Here is a 15,811-nt window from a genome sequence, read left to right on the forward strand (position 1 = left end):
TGTCGCGGCTGCTCGCCGAGGCGGGGCTCGGCTACACCGTGGTTGAGGATGAGGATGCGCCGAGCGGACATGCCGTGGTGATCTTCGCTGACAGCGCGCAACTGCCGGAGGATGCTGAATCTGCCGCTGGCGGCGGCATCCGCTTCCACCGCGCGCACAGCCAGGAATCGACCGACGCCATCCAGCAGCTGTCCTGCGAGACGCGCGCGGCCGTAGGGGGAGTGGCTGTGGCGGCGTGGGATCCGGAGGGCAAGCGCGCCATCCGCGGCCACGCACCGGCACGTTCTGGCGGCAACGCAGGCCGTGCCGCGAGCCCCGATCCCTATCTGTCCGTCAGCCTGGCGCTGGCACCGGACGCCGCCAACGCGCAGCGCATTGCCGAGCAAGTGGTCGAGGCAATCGAGGCCAGGGCCTTGCTGTTTGCCGGCCGCGCTTCGGTACGCACGCTGCGCAGCGGTACGCGCATGACCGTGAGCGGCTGCCCGCACCTGCCGCCGCAGGAAGATGATGCGGCAGGCTATCCGTTGCTGCTCGATGCCGTCGAGCACTGCGGCATCAACAACCTCGCGGCGGATACGCGCGCGGCGCTGGCAGACCGCATGGGGCCGCTCGAAGCGGCCTTGTGCTTCGACGCACCGCCGCAGGCGCCCGATGCCGCGGTGACGACCCCCGGCTTGCTGGGCGGGATGCCGACAGGCGACGAAGCTATCCGCCTCGTCCCAACAGACGCCCTGAAGACCGCTGCGCGCGAGCAAGGCTACGCCGCCGTCTTCCGCGCCTTCGACGCGCGCCGCGCGTGGCGTGCCTGCGTGGTCGACGTCGATTGCCCGAGACTCTATGCCCGCGCGACACCGCTCGGCGTACATACCGCGATCGTGGTCGGCCCGGACGGCCAGCCGCAGCCCGATGGCAACGCAGAACACCACGCCAGCCCGCGCGGCGAAGTCCGCGTGCGCTTCCACTGGCAGCGCGGCGAACGCGCCGACGACCGCGGCAGCCGCTGGGTGCGCGTGGCGCAGCGCCAGGCTGGCGCCGGCATGGGCTGGCAGTGGTTGCCGCGCATCGGGCAGGAAGTGCTGGTCAAGTTTACCGACGACGACATCGACCAGCCCTTTGTCATCGGCGCGCTGTACAACGGCCAGGGCGAGGCCGGCATCGCACCGACGCCGGGCGGCAAGACCGCGTCGCAAGCCAGCGACAGTGAGGCGCTGTATGCGCAAGGCAGCGACAGCGCCACCAGCGCGCAAGGCAACCTCGCCGGCGGCAACAGCCCGGCCTGGCATGGCCTGGGCGCTCAGCCTGACGGGCACCGCAACGCCGCGGCGCTGACCGGCTTCAAGAGCCAGGAGCATGGTGGCAAGGGCTACAACCAGCTGGTGCTGGACGACAGCGACGGACAGCTCCGTACGCAACTGGGCACCACCCTGCAATCCACGCAACTCAACCTCGGCCACCTGATCCACCAGCAGGACAACCGTCGTGGCAGCTTCCGCGGACAGGGGTTCGAGTTGCGCACCGACGGCCATGCGGCCGTGCGGGGCCAATCAGGCGTGCTGCTGACCACCTACCGCGATGCCAATACCGGCCGGGCACTGCCTACGGGCGACAATGCCGCCGGCATTGCATTGCTCAGGCAGGCCGGCGATCTGGTCAAGACCCTGGGCCAGGGCGCCACGACGCATCAGACCCAGGCGTTGTCGACCGGCAAGGACGATGAGGCGCCGTTGCCCAAGCAGCTTAAAGCCGCGTCCGGCATGGTCGACGGGCAGGCTCTGGAGGCCGCCAAGGACGATGCAGCCAGCGGCAATACCGCCACCAATGGCAAGGTGCCGCACCAGGCTGCGCCGATGGTTCACCTGAACGGCCGCGCGGGGCTAACCGTGGTGGCAGGTCAGGATCTGCAGATCGCCAATGGCGAAAGCGTGGCGCTGAGTAGCGGGCAGGACAGCAATGTTGCCGTCGCGGGCCAGGCTCGCGTGCATGCCGGGCAGGCGATTGGTGTGGCGGCGGGGTTGTCGGGGGCTGGAGACAACAATATCGGCCTGCAGCTCACTGCGGGGCAGGACGATATCGACATCCAGGCGCAGCACGATCTGCTGAAGCTGAGTTCGCGGGATGACCTGACGGTGGTGTCGGCGAATATGAACGTGGATTTTGCGGCGGCGAAGCGAATTCGGGTGGCCACGGCGGGTGGGGCTTCGATTCTGATCGAGGGCGGGAATATTACGGTGGAGTGTCCGGGGGCGATTACTTATAAGGCGGCGCAGAGGAAGTTTGAGGGGCCTACCCATGCTTCGTTAGAGATGAACACGTGGCCGCACGCACCATTCGACGATACCTACATCTTGAGGGACGAGATCACGCTGGAGCCGCTACGAAACGTGCAAGTCGAATTACGTCGCAACGACGGCGCTCGGCTCAGATTAATCACAGACAGCGAGGGACGTCTGCCGAGACAGCAAGGCATTTCGATGGAACATGTGCAATTGCGTGTGCTCGGAAAGCACTCCGGCAAAGTCTGACATCTTGAGGCGCCAATGAGTAATCAACATAATGAGCGCGATGAAGAAAGCGTGATCCCGCGAACGCGAGATCTGGATGGCCGGCCGCTCTTTGAGACACACCTGACGCCCACTGAGGACACGCGAACCAAAGTCATCGAGACAAAACTGCCGGCCGTGATCCCTATCGTCTTCTTGCCTGGCATCATGGGGACTAATCTTAAAAACAAGAAGACAGGCGATTCCGTGTGGCGTCCGCCGAATATGAGCCTGAACCTGGCAGACATAGTCGGGGTCGTCGCTGCTTTGGCGACTTGGGGAGTAAGAGGTCCCAAGAAACGCCAGCAGATCCTGAAAGCTGACGACCTGACCGTAGACGATGGTGGTTCCGTCGATACTGGTCAGTCGGGACTGCACAAGGAAACTGCACGAAAACGCGGCTGGGGCAGCGTGCTGCGTACCTCCTATAACCCCGTAATGGGACTGCTGGAGGCGCGTACCGACCGTGTTGTTGCCGACCGAAAGCCTCAGGGCTGGTGGGACTCCGAGGGACTGCGGTCGCCATCAGATTTTGGCGAGGAAAATGGGCAGCCCGCCCTGACGGAAGCAGAGCTCATGAATGCCGCTCGCTACGATTTCGATGTCTGGTGCGCTGGCTACAACTGGCTGCAGTCCAACCGGCAATCGGCCGAAGACGTGAAGCAATACATCGAAAATACGGTCCTACGCCACTACCGCGACCAGAAGCCACCAGTACCGGCCGAGAAGGTGATCCTGGTTACCCATTCCATGGGAGGGCTGGTGGCGCGCGCACTTACAAATCTTGTCGGCTATGAAAAGGTTCTGGGCGTGGTCCATGGTGTACAACCAGCAACCGGGGCACCCGCCATCTACCATCATATGCGCGCAGGCTATGAAGGACCGGAACAATTGATTCTGGGCTCTAACGCCGGAGAGGTCACCGCCGTCGTCGCCAATTCGGCCGGCGCCCTGGAGCTTTGCCCCACCTTCGATCACCGCAGTGGTCAACCGTGGCTCTTTCTCCAGGACGCGCAAGGGAATGTCATCAGCGACACCGAAGGTTTGCCATGTGCCTATCCTCGGGCGGCAAATCCTTACGAGGAGATTTACAAGAATCCTGCATGGTATGGACTGGTGCCGGAGCAGAACACGAAGTATCTGGATCTATCCACAAATGAAGATGGGCCGAAGACCAATGCAAGAGGAACGTTCAATTTCTTGATTGACCACGTCGAAGCGTTTCATCGCGAATTTGCCGGCCAATATCACCCAGAAACGTATGCTCACTATGGCGCGGATAGCGCAAAAGCCATGCATAGCTGGCAAGACCTGGTCTGGCGGGGAAATGCCACGGCACTATGGGAATCGGACCACAACGCGAACGGCAACGGCAACTATCGTCGTCGACCTTTAGGGGATGGCCCTGAATTGACACGTGTCAATGGCGCTGGGGACGGTACGGTTTCTGTCTTCTCTGGCGAAGCGCCTCGTGACGCTGGCGTGAAGGCAAGCTTTCGTCACGGCCAGATGGGCAACGGCATAGCCAACGTGGATCGCAAGGGTTATGACCATCAAGGTAGCTATAACGACTCGCGCGCTCAGTGGGCGTCGCTGTATGGCATCATGAAGATCGCCCAATTGGCTGACTGGCATCCCAACGATCAATGATGCGCCGCCTCTTCCGCCTCTTAGTTCCTGCAATAACAATCTGCACTATCTGTCTGGCTGCAAGTATTAGCTATGCGCAAACAGTATCGAGGCAATCCATCATGAACAAGACCGGCTGGACCACCCACTGTTTTGGTCGATACCTCGTGGATCTGCCACCGCAAGCTACCGCGCGCGCCTCCTACAAAATTTGGGGCGATGACATTAGTTATTTGCCAGGCAAGAATCCGGACACACTCACTGCGGAGATCAACAAGCGGGAAGCCGAACTTAAGGCAGTGAGGCATAGGAAGCTGGACGACAGCATGTTTGTCCGCCGCCTGGTTCATCAGGACGGCTCCAGCAGCCTAGTTTCGTGGAAGGCGCCTTACAGTCAGGAACTCATGTGGATGGACTCCTATCTGGTTGCCAAGAGCCCATGGCGTGCCTTCCACTATGCGGGCAACGTTTCCCCCGAAAAGCAGGAATCAGCCATCGCACTTGCTGATTCGCTCGCGAACAACATCCGCTCCCGCGCCGACAACGAAATCCCCACAGATCCTGGCTTCTGCATCGACAAAGGCTTTATCGCCGGAAGCGACTACAGGTCAGAGAGCGTTCAGGTAGGCATCACCCTACCACAGCATCCGAACGCGTTTATCAGTTTCGACGCCAGCACCGGTGCAGAGGAAGATCGATTGCTGGAACGCGTGGACAAGTTTCTTGCAACGGCGGTTGCAAGCCCTGTCGTTGGTCTCAAGGTCTTGCGCAAGCGACAGCGCAACGTCGGCACCATTCCGGCTGAGGAGTACGCCACCGCAGCAACGGGCAAGGGCCAGCGGGTTTATGTATTCGCCTGGGAATCCCAGGGCAAGAACAAGTCCTTGTCCGAGCAAAACGTGTCGGCAGGACTGCGAGTACTGGAGCAACCCGTCGTCAGCGAGCACACGCCGTACCGGCCGGCGTTCCAGTCAGATGACGAGGCATTGCAGCTATGGGACGCCATTATCGAATCGATACGCCTGCGACCCGGCGCAGTGTAGGCACTTCGCAAAGAGGTCAGCGCTCGCAGCCTGGCCCGCCCTACCCCTCCTGCGCCGCCGCATGCGCCAGCAGCCAGTCCGTCACCGCATCGCGGTTGCCCCGGAACACAATGCGCGTCGCGCGCTGCGCGCGCTGGAAGTCATACATCGGGTCGTAGTACTCGCGCAGCAGCACTTCGATCCAGCCACGGTGCAATTCCACATCGTCCCATTCCGCCTGCCGCGCCAGCGCCTGCTCCAGCAACGCCGACAGCTTGCCGTAGCGGACCCCGCCGAGCCTCGGCGAAATCGCGGCCATCGCTTCGCGCAGGCGGGTGGCGTAGGCTTCGAAGCCCTTCTCTGCCCCCTGCTCGGCGATAAACTCCGCCGCCAGCCCCTGCACATAGTCGCGCAGCACGCGCTCGACGCGCTGCTCGAATGACGCTTCGAGCCACACCAGCGGGCTTGCGTGCATGCGCTGCGTCAGTGCCGGCGGCACGTCGCGGCTGCCGATGAAGCGGCCCTCGTCCTCCACCACCAGCGCGCGAAAGCCGGCGTCGATATGCCGCAGCACGTCGATCGCCAGCGCGTTCTCGAAATCCACCTGTGTCGGCTGCGCCAGCGCGCGGCGGCCGAATGCCGAGCCGCGGTGGCGTGCATGGCCTTCGAGGTCGATCGCCGCGGGCACGTCGGCCAGCACGTCGGTCTTGCCGCTGCCTGTCAGGCCGCCCAGCGCGAACCAGGTCTGCTCGGCGGCGGCTGTATCGATGGTCGAGATCAGGAAGCTGCGCATCGCCTTGTAGCCGCCGGTCACGCGCGGATAGTCGACACCGGCCTCGCGCAGCCACTGCTGCACCAGTTGCGAGCGCAGCCCGCCGCGGAAGCAATACAGGTAGCCATCCGGATGGGCACGCGCGAACTCAGCCCATGCGGCGATCCGCGCAGCCTTGTGTTGGCCCGAAACGAGCTGGTGACCGAGTTCGATGGCCGCCTGCTGGCCTTTCTGCGCATAGCACAGGCCGACCTCATGCCGCTCGGCATCGTCCATCAGCGGCAGGTTGACTGTGCCGGGGAAAGCGCCGCGCGCGAATTCCAGCGGTGCGCGCACGTCCAGCATGGCTACGCCACTGAGGAACAGGGTGCGGAAGTCGTCGGTGTCCTGGCGCATCACTGGATCTCGACTGCGAGGGCGGCGCGCGCCACCATCTCGCCCACCGGTACCAGCGACAGGCCAAGGCGCGCGCATTCGGCCAGGAAGTCGTCTTCGCCGGCGGGCTCGACCGCCACCAGCAGACCGCCACTGGTCTGCGGATCACACAGGACCGCGCGCTGCACTTCCGTCAGCGGCGTGATGTGGTGGCCGTAGCTGTCGAAGTTGCGCTGGGTGCCACCCGGCACGCAGCCCTGGCCGATATAGTCGACCACGTCGTCCAGCACCGGCACCGCGGCGTAGTCGACGCGCGCGGTCAGCCCGCTGCCATCGGCCATCTCGACCAGGTGGCCAAGCAGCCCGAAGCCGGTCACGTCGGTCATCGCGCGCACGCCGGGCAGGCGCCCGAAAGCACTGCCGGGCCGGTTCAGCACGCACATCCAGTCACGCGCCAGGTCGCGGTTATCGGCGCGCAGCAAGCCCTTCTTTTCGGCCGTGGTCAGCACGCCGATGCCGAGCGGCTTGGTCAGGTACAGGCGGCAGCCGGGCGTGGCGGTGTCGTTGCGCTTCATGTGGGCGCGTTCGACGATGCCGGTCACGGCCAGCCCGAAGATCGGCTCGGGCGCATCGATCGAATGCCCGCCCGCCAGCGGAATGCCGGCGTCGTCACAGGCGCGGCGCCCGCCCGCCACCACTTCGCGCGCGACCTCGGGCGGCAGCACATTGACCGGCCAGCCGAGGATGGCAATGGCCATCAGCGGGTCGCCACCCATCGCGTAGATATCGCTGATGGCGTTGGTGGCGGCGATGCGCCCGAAGTCGAACGGATCGTCGACGATTGGCATGAAAAAATCGGTGGTGGACACGACACCCCGCTCACCATCTGCGCCGTCGAGCGCATACACGGCGGCGTCGTCGCGCGAGGCATTGCCGACCCACAGGCGTGGGTCGAGGTGCTGCGCGCCGCTGCCGGCGAGGATCACGTCGAGCACCTTCGGGGAAATCTTGCAGCCGCAGCCAGCGCCGTGGCTGTACTGCGTCAGGCGGATGGGACCGTTGGTCATGGCTGGCTCCGTCACGGCGTCCCTGGCCGGGCAGGAGCCACTACCCGGTCAGGCACGCCTGGATGAAGAGAGGAATTGGAATGAGAAGAGTTACTGCAAACAGGCAAACGAGATGGCAGCGCAAAGAAGTGGCGCAGGGAGTGGCGCCGCGCGCTGAGGCGGGCCGCCGATGCAGCGAAGCTGCGCTGGCGGCCGCGCCGGAGACGGCGGCTTACTGCTCGCCCGGCTCCATCTGCGACTGCAGATAGTTCTGTAGCCCGACCTTGTCGATCAGGTCAAGCTGCGTTTCCAGGTATTCGATATGTTCCTCCGTATCGGTGAGGATATCGACCAGGATTTCGCGGCTGACGTAATCGCCAACGGATTCGCAGTAGGCAATGCCTTCCTTGACGGTCTGATGCGCGGTCTGCTCGAGCTTCAGGTCGCACTTGAGCATCTCGGGCGTGTCTTCGCCGAGCAGCAGCTTGTGCAGATCCTGCAGGTTGGGCAGGCCGTCCAGCATCAGGATGCGTTCGATCAGGCGGTCGGCGTGCTTCATTTCGCCGATCGATTCCTTGTACTCCACTTCGCCGAGCTTTTTCAGGCCCCAGTGGCGATACATGCGGGCGTGCAGGAAATACTGGTTGATCGCGGTCAGCTCGTTCTTGAGCTGGGCGTTCAGATGCTGGATGACCTTCTTGTCACCTTTCATTGGCGGCTCCTGTTGCATCGGGCCCGCGCAAAAACACGAAGCGGCGCCAATGGCGCCGCATGCAGTCGGTGAGAATAGAAATGCGCAAAACGCGCCGCGAACTGGCTTTCAGTTCATATGGGCGCGTTCAGGCAACCAGCGCCTTGCGCTGGTCGTTCGCGACTGCCGGGTCCCGAGTGTCCATTATGGTACATGGGCCTGATGCGGAACAGGAAGAAATCTCCACAACCTGGATGTTGGCGAGAGTCGCCACGGTCACATTGCGCACCGCTGCCACGCCTTCCTGCAACACCTGCTGGGCGCACTCGCGGCAGCGGCCACAACACGTGCCGACGCCTAGCGTTTCAGCCAGTTCGTCGAGGGTTTCGACGCCCAGGTGCGCGGCACCGTGAATCTCACGATCGGTGATCTGGTTGCAGATACAGACGTACACAACTCCCTCCTGTGGGGCGCGTGGCACCGGCATGCCACCGCGAATGGACGTCAGAATATCAGAGATCGAAAATGATAACAATTCCCATTAAGCCACACATGAACAGGTCGGGAGAGCGCCACAATGTGGGAAAAGCAGGCGGCGGCGGCGGCACATTCAGCCACTTGAATGTGCCGCGGCGACCATATTCCGCGATCAGAAAACCCTGACATTTTCAGGGTCTTGCGATCTGCCGCAGGGCTGCAGCCTGCTCCTCCGGATCGTAGGCATTGAGAACCTGATCGACCAACGGGTCGAGCTGTTGGCAGTTGGCGTGCAGGATCTCCTGCTTCACCCGCAGCAGCTGCGCCGGGTGCATCGAGAACTCGCGCAGGCCCATGCCCAGCAGCAGCCGGGTCATCGACGGGTCGCCCGCCATCTCGCCGCACACCGCCACCGGCACGCCAGCGCGGTTGGCCTCGCGGATGGTGCGCGCCACCAGTTGCAGCACGGCGGGGTGCAGCGGGTCGAACAGGTGCGCCACCGCGTTGTCGGCGCGGTCGATCGCCAGCGTGTACTGGATCAGGTCGTTGGTGCCGATGGACAGGAAGTCCATCTTGCGCAGGAACAGCGGCAGCAGCAGCACTGCGGCCGGGATCTCGATCATGGCACCGACCTTCATGCCCGGATCGTAGGCCTCGCCGCGCTCGTCGAGCTGGCGCTTGGCCTTGGCGATCAGCGCCAGGGTCTGGTCGATTTCGCTGGCGTGCGCCAGCATCGGCACCAGCAGCCGCACCGGGCCGAAGGCCGAGGCGCGCAGCAGCGCGCGCAACTGGGTCAGGAACATGCCCGGCTCGGACAGCGACCAGCGGATCGCGCGCAGGCCCAGCGCCGGGTTCAGCGCGGTCTCGAACTCGTCGCCACGCCCGTCACGGCCGTCACGGCCATCGAGCGGCTTGTCGGCGCCGATATCGATGGTGCGGATCGTCACCGGCAGCCCGTGCATGGCGTCGACCGCGCCGCGGTAGGCCTGGAACTGCTCTTCCTCGTCCGGCAGTTCGCCGCGCCGGTTCATGAACAGGAATTCGGAACGGAACAGCCCGACCCCCACCGCGCCGGCCGCCAGCGCCGCGCCGGCGTCCTCGGCCATCTCGATATTGGCCAGCAGGTCGATTTCCAGCCCGTCCAGCGTCACGGCCGGCGTATGGCGTAGCCGCTGCAGGCGCTTTTTCTCCAGCACACGCTCGCTCTGCCGGTGCCGGTACTCCTCCAGGATGATGGCGGTCGGGTCGACGATCACCAGCCCGGCGTCGCCGTCGATGATGATCCAGTCGTCCTGGCGGATCAGCTCGCTCGCGCTCTGCACGCCGACCGCGGCCGGTATATCCAGGCTGCGCGCGACGATGGCGGTATGCGAGGTGCGCCCGCCCATGTCGGTGACAAAGCCGTGGAACACGGTATGGCGGAACTGCAGCATGTCGGCCGGGGCGATGTCGTGGGCCACCACGATCACGCCCGGCGCCGCCTCGCCGTCAGCCGCCAGCGCGGGCACCGGCGCGGGCACCAGCACCGGGGCGCCGGCCAGCGCCTTCAGGATGCGCTCCACCACCTGCTGGATATCGGCCTTGCGCTCGCGCAGGTATTCGTCCTCGATCTCTTCGAACTGGCGCATCAGCTCTTCGAGCCGCGTGGTAAGCGCCCACTCAGCGTTGTAGCGGCGGCCCCGGATCAGGCCCTCGGGCTCGCGCGCCAGCGCCTCGTCGTCGAGGATCATCGCGTGCACGTCGAGGAAGGCGCCCATCTCCTCGGGCGCGTCGCGCGGCAGGTCGCGCTTGAGTGCCGCCAGTTCGGCCCTGACCGCCGCGCGCGCGGCGCGCAGCCGTTCGACCTCGGCGTCAAGCCGGTCTTCGTCGACCAGGTAATGCGACACGTCCAGCGCCGCAGGCGCGAGCAGGTGCGCGCGTCCGATGGCGACGCCGCGCGAGACCGGGATGCCGTGCAGGGCGAAAGGCATGTACCGCTCCGTCAGGAACGTTTAAGAATCTGTGTCGAGGCCGCCGGCCTCACTCTCCCTCACCAAAGCGGTTGGCGATCAGCGCCAGCAGCGCGTCCATCGCCTCCTGCTCGTCGGGACCCTCGGTCTCGATGGTCACCGTCGAGCCGATGCCGGCCGCCAGCATCATCACGCCCATGATGCTCTTGGCATCGACCTGTCGTCCGTTGCGGGACATCTTGACCTGGCTGACGAAGCTGCCTGCGAGCTGGGTCAGCTTGGCGGACGCGCGTGCATGCAGTCCGAGCTTATTGATGATGGTGGTGTCCCTCTGCAGCATATTTGTCGGGATGATTGGCGGTTTGGTTTTGTACGGTTGTGGTCCCGACCTGCAGCACGCCCTGCGAGCCGCCGGCCAACGCCTTGGTGGCGAGCTGGTCAAGCTTTTCGCCCCGGTAGCAGATCGCGCGCACGAGCATGGGAAGGTTGACGCCGGCCAGCACGCGCACGCGGCCCGGCTCGGCCAGGCGGGCGGCGATATTGGCGGGGGTGGCGCCGAAGATGTCAGTGAGTACCAGCGCGCCGTTGTCTTCGCAGACGGCGGCCAGGCGGCGCCTCGCTTCAGCCAGCACCGCGGCGGGGTCCGCGTCGGGAAGGACGTCGATGGCTTCCAGCCCCTGCGGCGGGCCGCAGTAGACGTGGGCGGCGCAATCGCGCAGCGCCGAAGCCAGCGGGGTGTGCGCGATGATCAGAATGCCTGCCATGATGGTGAATCCGTTGGATTGCCCAGATTGTAGCAGGCGGCCCCCGCACTCCCGCTGCCGTCCGGGACGGTCAGGTTTAGCGGCCGGATCAGCGGCCGGATCAGCGGCCGGTTCAGCCTCCCGCTGCGCCGACGGCGTGCTCCAGCGCGTCGATAAACATCGCCGCGACATGGAAGCCGGTTTGCTGGGTAATCTCCTGGAAACAGGTCGGGCTCGTCACATTGACCTCGGTCAGGTAGTCGCCGATCACGTCCAGCCCCACCAGCAGCAGGCCCTGCTCCCACAGGCCCGGCGCCAGCGTCTCGGCGATCTCGCGGTCGCGCCTGGTGAGTTCCTGCGCGCGGCCGGTGCCGCCCACTGCCAGATTGCCGCGCACCTCGCCGGCCATCGGTACCCGTGCCAGCGAATACGGCACCGGCACACCGCCGATCAGCAAGATGCGCTTGTCGCCATCCTTGATCGCCGGGATATAGCGCTGGACCATCAGCGTTCGCGCGCCATCCTCGCCCAGCGTCTCGACGATGGCGCCCAGGTTCATGCCGTCGGCACCCACGCGGAACACGCCCATGCCGCCCATGCCGTCGAGCGGCTTGACGATGATGTCGCGGTGCTCGGCATGGAAATCACGGATGCGCGCCAGGTCGCGCGTGACCAGCGTCGGCGTGATGAATTCCGGGAATTGCGCGATCGCCAGCTTCTCGGAATGGTCGCGGATCGCGCGCGGCTTGTTGAAGACGCGTGCGCCCTGCGACTCGGCCAGCTCCAGCAGCCAGGTGCTGGTGACGTATTCCATGTCGAATGGCGGGTCCTTGCGCATCAGCACCGCGTCGAAGGCGGACAGCGGCTCCAGCGCACTGTTGCCCTCGCGGTACCAGGCGTGGTTGTCGCCTTTTTCGTGGTCGTCGCCGGTGAGGTGCAGCCGCGTGGCCATGGTCTCGACCACGCGCCCGGACAGGGTCAGTTGCGGCTGCAGGCACCAGTACAGCTCGTGGCCGCGCGCGGCGGCCGCGGTCATCATGGCGTAGGTGGAGTCCTTGTAGGTCTTGAAGGTCTCCAGCGGATCGGTGATGAAGAGGATGCGCATGAGGGCTCGTCAGAGAATCGGGTTCGGGTCGGTCTTCTCGAGTTCGATCGACGCCGCCAGCAGCGCCAGCCGCGCCACCACGCCGTACATGTAGAAGCGGTTCGGCACCGCCGCGCCCGGCTTGGCGTGGGTGTCGGGAATGCCGTTGGGGGCGAACGCCAGCGGCACGAAGTGCATGCCCGGGGCGTTCAGGTTCTCGTCGTTGCCGCGGCCGGTGTGCACGCGGTAGAAGCCGCCTACCACATAGCGGTCGATCATGTAGACCACGGGCTCGGCCACCGCCTCGTTGATCTTCTCGAAGGTGTGCACGCCTTCCTGGATGATGACGTCGCTGACCTCCAGGCCTTCCTTGACGACGCTCATCTTGTTGCGCTCCTTCCGGTTCAGGCCCTTCACCTCGGACGGGTCGCGCACGGTCATGATGCCCATGCCGTAGGTGCCGGCATCGGCCTTGACCACCACATACGGCGTTTCCTTGATGCCGTACTCGCGGTACTTCTTGGCCACCTTCTTCAGCACCCCTTCCACCGCGTCGGCCAGTTCCTCTTCGCCCACGCGCTCGTGGAAGTTCACGCCGGAGCAGCGGGCGAAGTACGGGTTGACCATCCACTGGTCAACATCGATCAGCTTGGCGAACTTTTTCGCCACCTCGTCATAGGCGGCAAAGTGGCTGGTCTTGCGGCGGGTCGACCAGCCGGCGTGCAGCGGCGGCAGCAGGTACTGCTCGTTGATGTTTTCCAGGATCGGCGGGATGCCGGCCGACAGGTCGTTGTTCAGCAGGATCGAACAGGGATCGAAGTCCTTCAGCCCCAGCCGCCGGCCCTTGGTACCCAGGCGTGCGAGCGGCTCGACCACCAGCGTCTGGCCGTCTGGCAGCTCGATCGGGGTCGGTTCGGTGATTTCCTCGGAGAGCGATCCCAGGCGCACATTCAGGCCGGCCTGGCGCATGATCAGCGACAGCCGCGCCACGTTCTGCAGATAGAACATATTGCGCGTGTGACGCTCCGGGATCAGCAGCAGGTTCTTGGCATCCGGACAGATCTTCTCGATCGCGGCCATCGCGGCCTGCACCGCCAGCGGCAGCATCTCGGGCGCCAGGTTGTTGAAGCCGCCGGGGAACAGGTTGGTATCGACCGGCGCCAGCTTGAAGCCGGCATTGCGCAAGTCCACCGAGCAATAGAACGGAGGGGTATGCTCCTGCCATTCCATCCTGAACCAGCGCTCGATGGACGGCGTGGCGTCCAGGATCTTCTTTTCCAGTTCGAGCAGCGGACCGTTCAGCGCGGTGATGAGATGCGGGACCATATCCATCCTATAGATCGTCTTAAATCGTTCGCCCCGATTGTAGAGGAACGGCCAGACAGGCGCTGGCACACCCTTTATAAGGATATGCAGCGCCTGACATAAGGGATAACGATATGGGGATGTCGCGCGGGAAATAAAGACCCGGCCGGGGCGGAGCGGCGAGAAGCGCGCGCAGGCAAAAAAGAAGCGCGGCCATGCCGCGCTCTTAAATGGCCTGACAGATACGGGGAGCGTTCTGCAGGTGGAGGAAACTGCCTCACTGGCACTGTATGTTCCCAGCACATTAAAGACAATTGAAGCTTTTTAAGATCGGAGTTAAGCACTTTGCGAAAAGCCCTCGCGAGGTGCGGGGGGATCGGCCGCCAGGCCGCGCCAGTGCTGCGTTGGCGGGCTTTCGCCGAATCCGCCGCAAGCCTCCTTCCGAGGCTATCCCGGATACTGTCTGCACAGGCAGAAAAGGTTCAAATGTCTGCAATCGCGCCCGCCTCGCGCAAAGAAAAAAGCCCGGCACGCGGCCGGGCAAAACTCCTGAGAGATGATTCCCAATCAGCTCTCCAGCACAACACCTTTGTGATCAGACTTCATATGCGGTCTCGCCGTGCGAGGTGATATCCAGGCCCTCGCGCTCTTCGTCTTCCGGCACCCGCAGTCCGATCAGCATGTCAACCAGCTTGAAGGCCACGAAGGCCACCACGCCCGACCACACCACGGTGGTCAGCACACCCTCGAACTGGATCCACAGCTGGCCGGCGATCGAGTAGTCGGCCGCCACCTTGTTGGTCACATAGTCGTAGATGCCGGTGCCGCCCAGGCTGGGCGAAGCGAACACGCCGGTCAGCAGCGCACCCAGGATGCCGCCCACGCCGTGCACGCCGAACACGTCCAGCGAATCGTCCATGCCAAGCATGCGCTTCAGGCCGGTCACGCCCCACAAGCACAGCAGGCCGGCCAGCAGGCCGATCGCGATCGAGCCCATCGGGCCGACGAAGCCGGCAGCCGGGGTGATCGCCACCAGGCCGGCCACGGCACCCGAGGCACCGCCCAGCATCGACGGCTTGCCCTTGCCGATCCACTCGCCGAAGGTCCACGCCAGCACTGCGGCGCAGGTGGCCAGCAGCGTGTTGACGAAGGCCAGTGCGGCACCGCCGCTGGCTTCCAGGGCCGAGCCGGCGTTGAAGCCGAACCAGCCGAACCACAGCAGCGAGGCGCCCACCATGGTGAAGGTCAGGCTGTGCGGACGGATCGCCTCGCGGCCAAAGCCGATGCGCTTGCCGAACATATAGGCACCCACCAGGCCCGCCACGGCGGCGTTGATGTGCACCACGGTGCCACCGGCGAAGTCCAGCGCGCCCTTCTGGAACAGCCAGCCGGCCTTGGCGGTCGCGGCAGCGCCGGCAGCGGCATCGGTATAGGCGTCAGGACCCGGCCAGAACCAGACCATGTGCGCGATGGGGATGTACGAGAACGTGAACCACAGCACCACGAACACCAGCACGGCCGAGAACTTGGCGCGTTCGGCGAAGGCGCCGATGATCAGGCCGCAGGTGATGCAGGCGAAGGCGCACTGGAAGGCGAAGTAGCCCAGTTCCGGCACCACCACGCCCTTGCTGAAGGTGGCAGCCACGGCCTCGACCGTCAGCCCCTTCATGAAGAGCCGGTCTGTGCCGCCGAAGAAGGCATTGCCCTCGGTGAACGCGAAGCTATAGCCGTAGATCGCCCACAGCAGCGCCACCAGCGAGAAGATCACCAGGCACTGCATCAGCACCGACAGCATGTTCTTCGAGCGCACCAGGCCGCCGTAGAACAGCGCCAGGCCGGGCAGCGTCATCAGGATCACGAAGGCGGTCGAGACCAGCAGCCAGGCGGTGTCGCCCTTGTTGGGCGTCGGGGCGGCCGGCGCGGCGGCGGCTTCGGCGGGAGCGGCGGCGGCAGCAGCCGGGGCAGCCGGGGCAGCCGGGGCAGCCGCGGCAGGAGCGGCCGCAGCGGGAGCAGCCGGTGCCGAGGCTTCGGCGGTGGCTGCGGCAGTGGCGGCAGCCGGCTTGTCCTGTGCGGCAGCGGGCGTGGAAATGCCTACGCCCGCCGTGCCGATGGCCAGCGCCATCGCGCCGGCCGTCAGGAATCGCTTGAACCAGGTTTTCATGTGCTTAACCTCTTGTG

13 protein-coding genes are annotated in these 15,811 nt (G+C 64.8%); 3 read left to right on the forward strand and 10 right to left on the reverse strand.

The genetic code is table 11. The annotated features are described in order from the left end of the window. From AB1I47_RS28185 to AB1I47_RS28195, 3 genes are all read left to right on the forward strand, one after another. Positions 1-2,522, forward strand: a 2,522-nt coding sequence (locus AB1I47_RS28185; protein ID WP_354686988.1) for a type VI secretion system tip protein VgrG, incomplete at its 5' end; no start/stop codon positions are given. Between the two features lie 15 nt (positions 2,523-2,537). Then, the gene (locus AB1I47_RS28190; RefSeq protein WP_354686989.1) at positions 2,538-4,190 is read left to right on the forward strand and encodes an esterase/lipase family protein; all 1,653 of its coding nucleotides are present in this window, start codon (positions 2,538-2,540) and stop codon (positions 4,188-4,190) included. Between the two features lie 101 nt (positions 4,191-4,291). After that, on the forward strand, positions 4,292-5,212 hold the full coding sequence (locus AB1I47_RS28195) for a T6SS immunity protein Tli4 family protein (RefSeq protein WP_354686990.1): 921 nt from the start codon (positions 4,292-4,294) through the stop codon (positions 5,210-5,212). Between the two features lie 40 nt (positions 5,213-5,252). On the opposite strand, the gene mnmH is transcribed toward AB1I47_RS28195, so the two are convergent. The 10 genes from mnmH to AB1I47_RS28245 form a co-directional block, all read right to left on the reverse strand. Next, on the reverse strand, positions 5,253-6,359 hold the full coding sequence (gene mnmH, locus AB1I47_RS28200; RefSeq protein ID WP_354686991.1) for a tRNA 2-selenouridine(34) synthase MnmH: 1,107 nt from the start codon (positions 6,357-6,359) through the stop codon (positions 5,253-5,255). Next, on the reverse strand, positions 6,359-7,405 hold the full coding sequence (gene selD / locus AB1I47_RS28205) for a selenide, water dikinase SelD (protein WP_354686992.1): 1,047 nt from the start codon (positions 7,403-7,405) through the stop codon (positions 6,359-6,361). The genes mnmH and selD overlap by 1 nt, the downstream gene beginning before the upstream one ends. Before the next feature lie 211 nt (positions 7,406-7,616). Then, entirely contained in the window at positions 7,617-8,096 is a 480-nt protein-coding gene (gene bfr, locus AB1I47_RS28210; RefSeq protein WP_354686993.1) for a bacterioferritin, read from the reverse strand. Positions 8,097-8,223: 127 nt separating this feature from the next. Then, a complete protein-coding gene (locus AB1I47_RS28215; RefSeq protein ID WP_206363354.1) occupies positions 8,224-8,529 on the reverse strand; it encodes a (2Fe-2S)-binding protein in 306 nt (101 codons plus the stop codon). A 214-nt stretch (positions 8,530-8,743) separates the two neighbouring features. Beyond that, positions 8,744-10,522 (reverse strand): phosphoenolpyruvate--protein phosphotransferase, encoded by a 1,779-nt coding sequence (gene ptsP / locus AB1I47_RS28220; protein WP_354686994.1) that lies wholly within the window; start codon positions 10,520-10,522, stop codon positions 8,744-8,746. A gap of 49 nt (positions 10,523-10,571) precedes the next feature. Beyond that, on the reverse strand, positions 10,572-10,841 hold the full coding sequence (locus AB1I47_RS28225; RefSeq protein ID WP_012351601.1) for an HPr family phosphocarrier protein: 270 nt from the start codon (positions 10,839-10,841) through the stop codon (positions 10,572-10,574). Beyond that, positions 10,810-11,265 (reverse strand): PTS sugar transporter subunit IIA, encoded by a 456-nt coding sequence (locus AB1I47_RS28230; protein ID WP_354686995.1) that lies wholly within the window; start codon positions 11,263-11,265, stop codon positions 10,810-10,812. The genes AB1I47_RS28225 and AB1I47_RS28230 overlap by 32 nt, the downstream gene beginning before the upstream one ends. Before the next feature lie 112 nt (positions 11,266-11,377). Continuing rightward, positions 11,378-12,349, reverse strand: coding sequence for a glutathione synthase (gshB, locus tag AB1I47_RS28235; protein WP_354686996.1), 972 nt, complete (start codon positions 12,347-12,349; stop codon positions 11,378-11,380). 9 nt (positions 12,350-12,358) lie between these two features. After that, positions 12,359-13,654 (reverse strand): glutamate--cysteine ligase, encoded by a 1,296-nt coding sequence (gene gshA / locus AB1I47_RS28240; RefSeq protein ID WP_354686997.1) that lies wholly within the window; start codon positions 13,652-13,654, stop codon positions 12,359-12,361. Positions 13,655-14,228: 574 nt separating this feature from the next. Beyond that, the gene (locus AB1I47_RS28245; RefSeq protein WP_354686998.1) at positions 14,229-15,794 is read right to left on the reverse strand and encodes an ammonium transporter; all 1,566 of its coding nucleotides are present in this window, start codon (positions 15,792-15,794) and stop codon (positions 14,229-14,231) included. Positions 15,795-15,811 lie beyond the last annotated feature (17 nt).

The organism is Cupriavidus necator (genome assembly GCF_040578825.1).
Taxonomy (GTDB): Bacteria; Pseudomonadota; Gammaproteobacteria; order Burkholderiales; family Burkholderiaceae; genus Cupriavidus; species Cupriavidus necator_E.

What these genes read in the sequence shown, in the direction of transcription:
- AB1I47_RS28190 (WP_354686989.1), top strand. Translation starts at nt 2,538, where the DNA reads ATGAGTAATCAACATAATGAGCGCGATGAAGAAAGCGTGATCCCGCGA.
- AB1I47_RS28195 (WP_354686990.1), top strand. Translation starts at nt 4,292, where the DNA reads ATGAACAAGACCGGCTGGACCACCCACTGTTTTGGTCGATACCTCGTG.
- mnmH (WP_354686991.1), bottom strand. Translation starts at nt 6,359, where the DNA reads ATGCGCCAGGACACCGACGACTTCCGCACCCTGTTCCTCAGTGGCGTA.
- selD (WP_354686992.1), bottom strand. Translation starts at nt 7,405, where the DNA reads ATGACCAACGGTCCCATCCGCCTGACGCAGTACAGCCACGGCGCTGGC.
- bfr (WP_354686993.1), bottom strand. Translation starts at nt 8,096, where the DNA reads ATGAAAGGTGACAAGAAGGTCATCCAGCATCTGAACGCCCAGCTCAAG.
- ptsP (WP_354686994.1), bottom strand. Translation starts at nt 10,522, where the DNA reads ATGCCTTTCGCCCTGCACGGCATCCCGGTCTCGCGCGGCGTCGCCATC.
- AB1I47_RS28225 (WP_012351601.1), bottom strand. Translation starts at nt 10,841, where the DNA reads ATGCTGCAGAGGGACACCACCATCATCAATAAGCTCGGACTGCATGCA.
- AB1I47_RS28230 (WP_354686995.1), bottom strand. Translation starts at nt 11,265, where the DNA reads ATGGCAGGCATTCTGATCATCGCGCACACCCCGCTGGCTTCGGCGCTG.
- gshB (WP_354686996.1), bottom strand. Translation starts at nt 12,349, where the DNA reads ATGCGCATCCTCTTCATCACCGATCCGCTGGAGACCTTCAAGACCTAC.
- gshA (WP_354686997.1), bottom strand. Translation starts at nt 13,654, where the DNA reads ATGGTCCCGCATCTCATCACCGCGCTGAACGGTCCGCTGCTCGAACTG.
- AB1I47_RS28245 (WP_354686998.1), bottom strand. Translation starts at nt 15,794, where the DNA reads ATGAAAACCTGGTTCAAGCGATTCCTGACGGCCGGCGCGATGGCGCTG.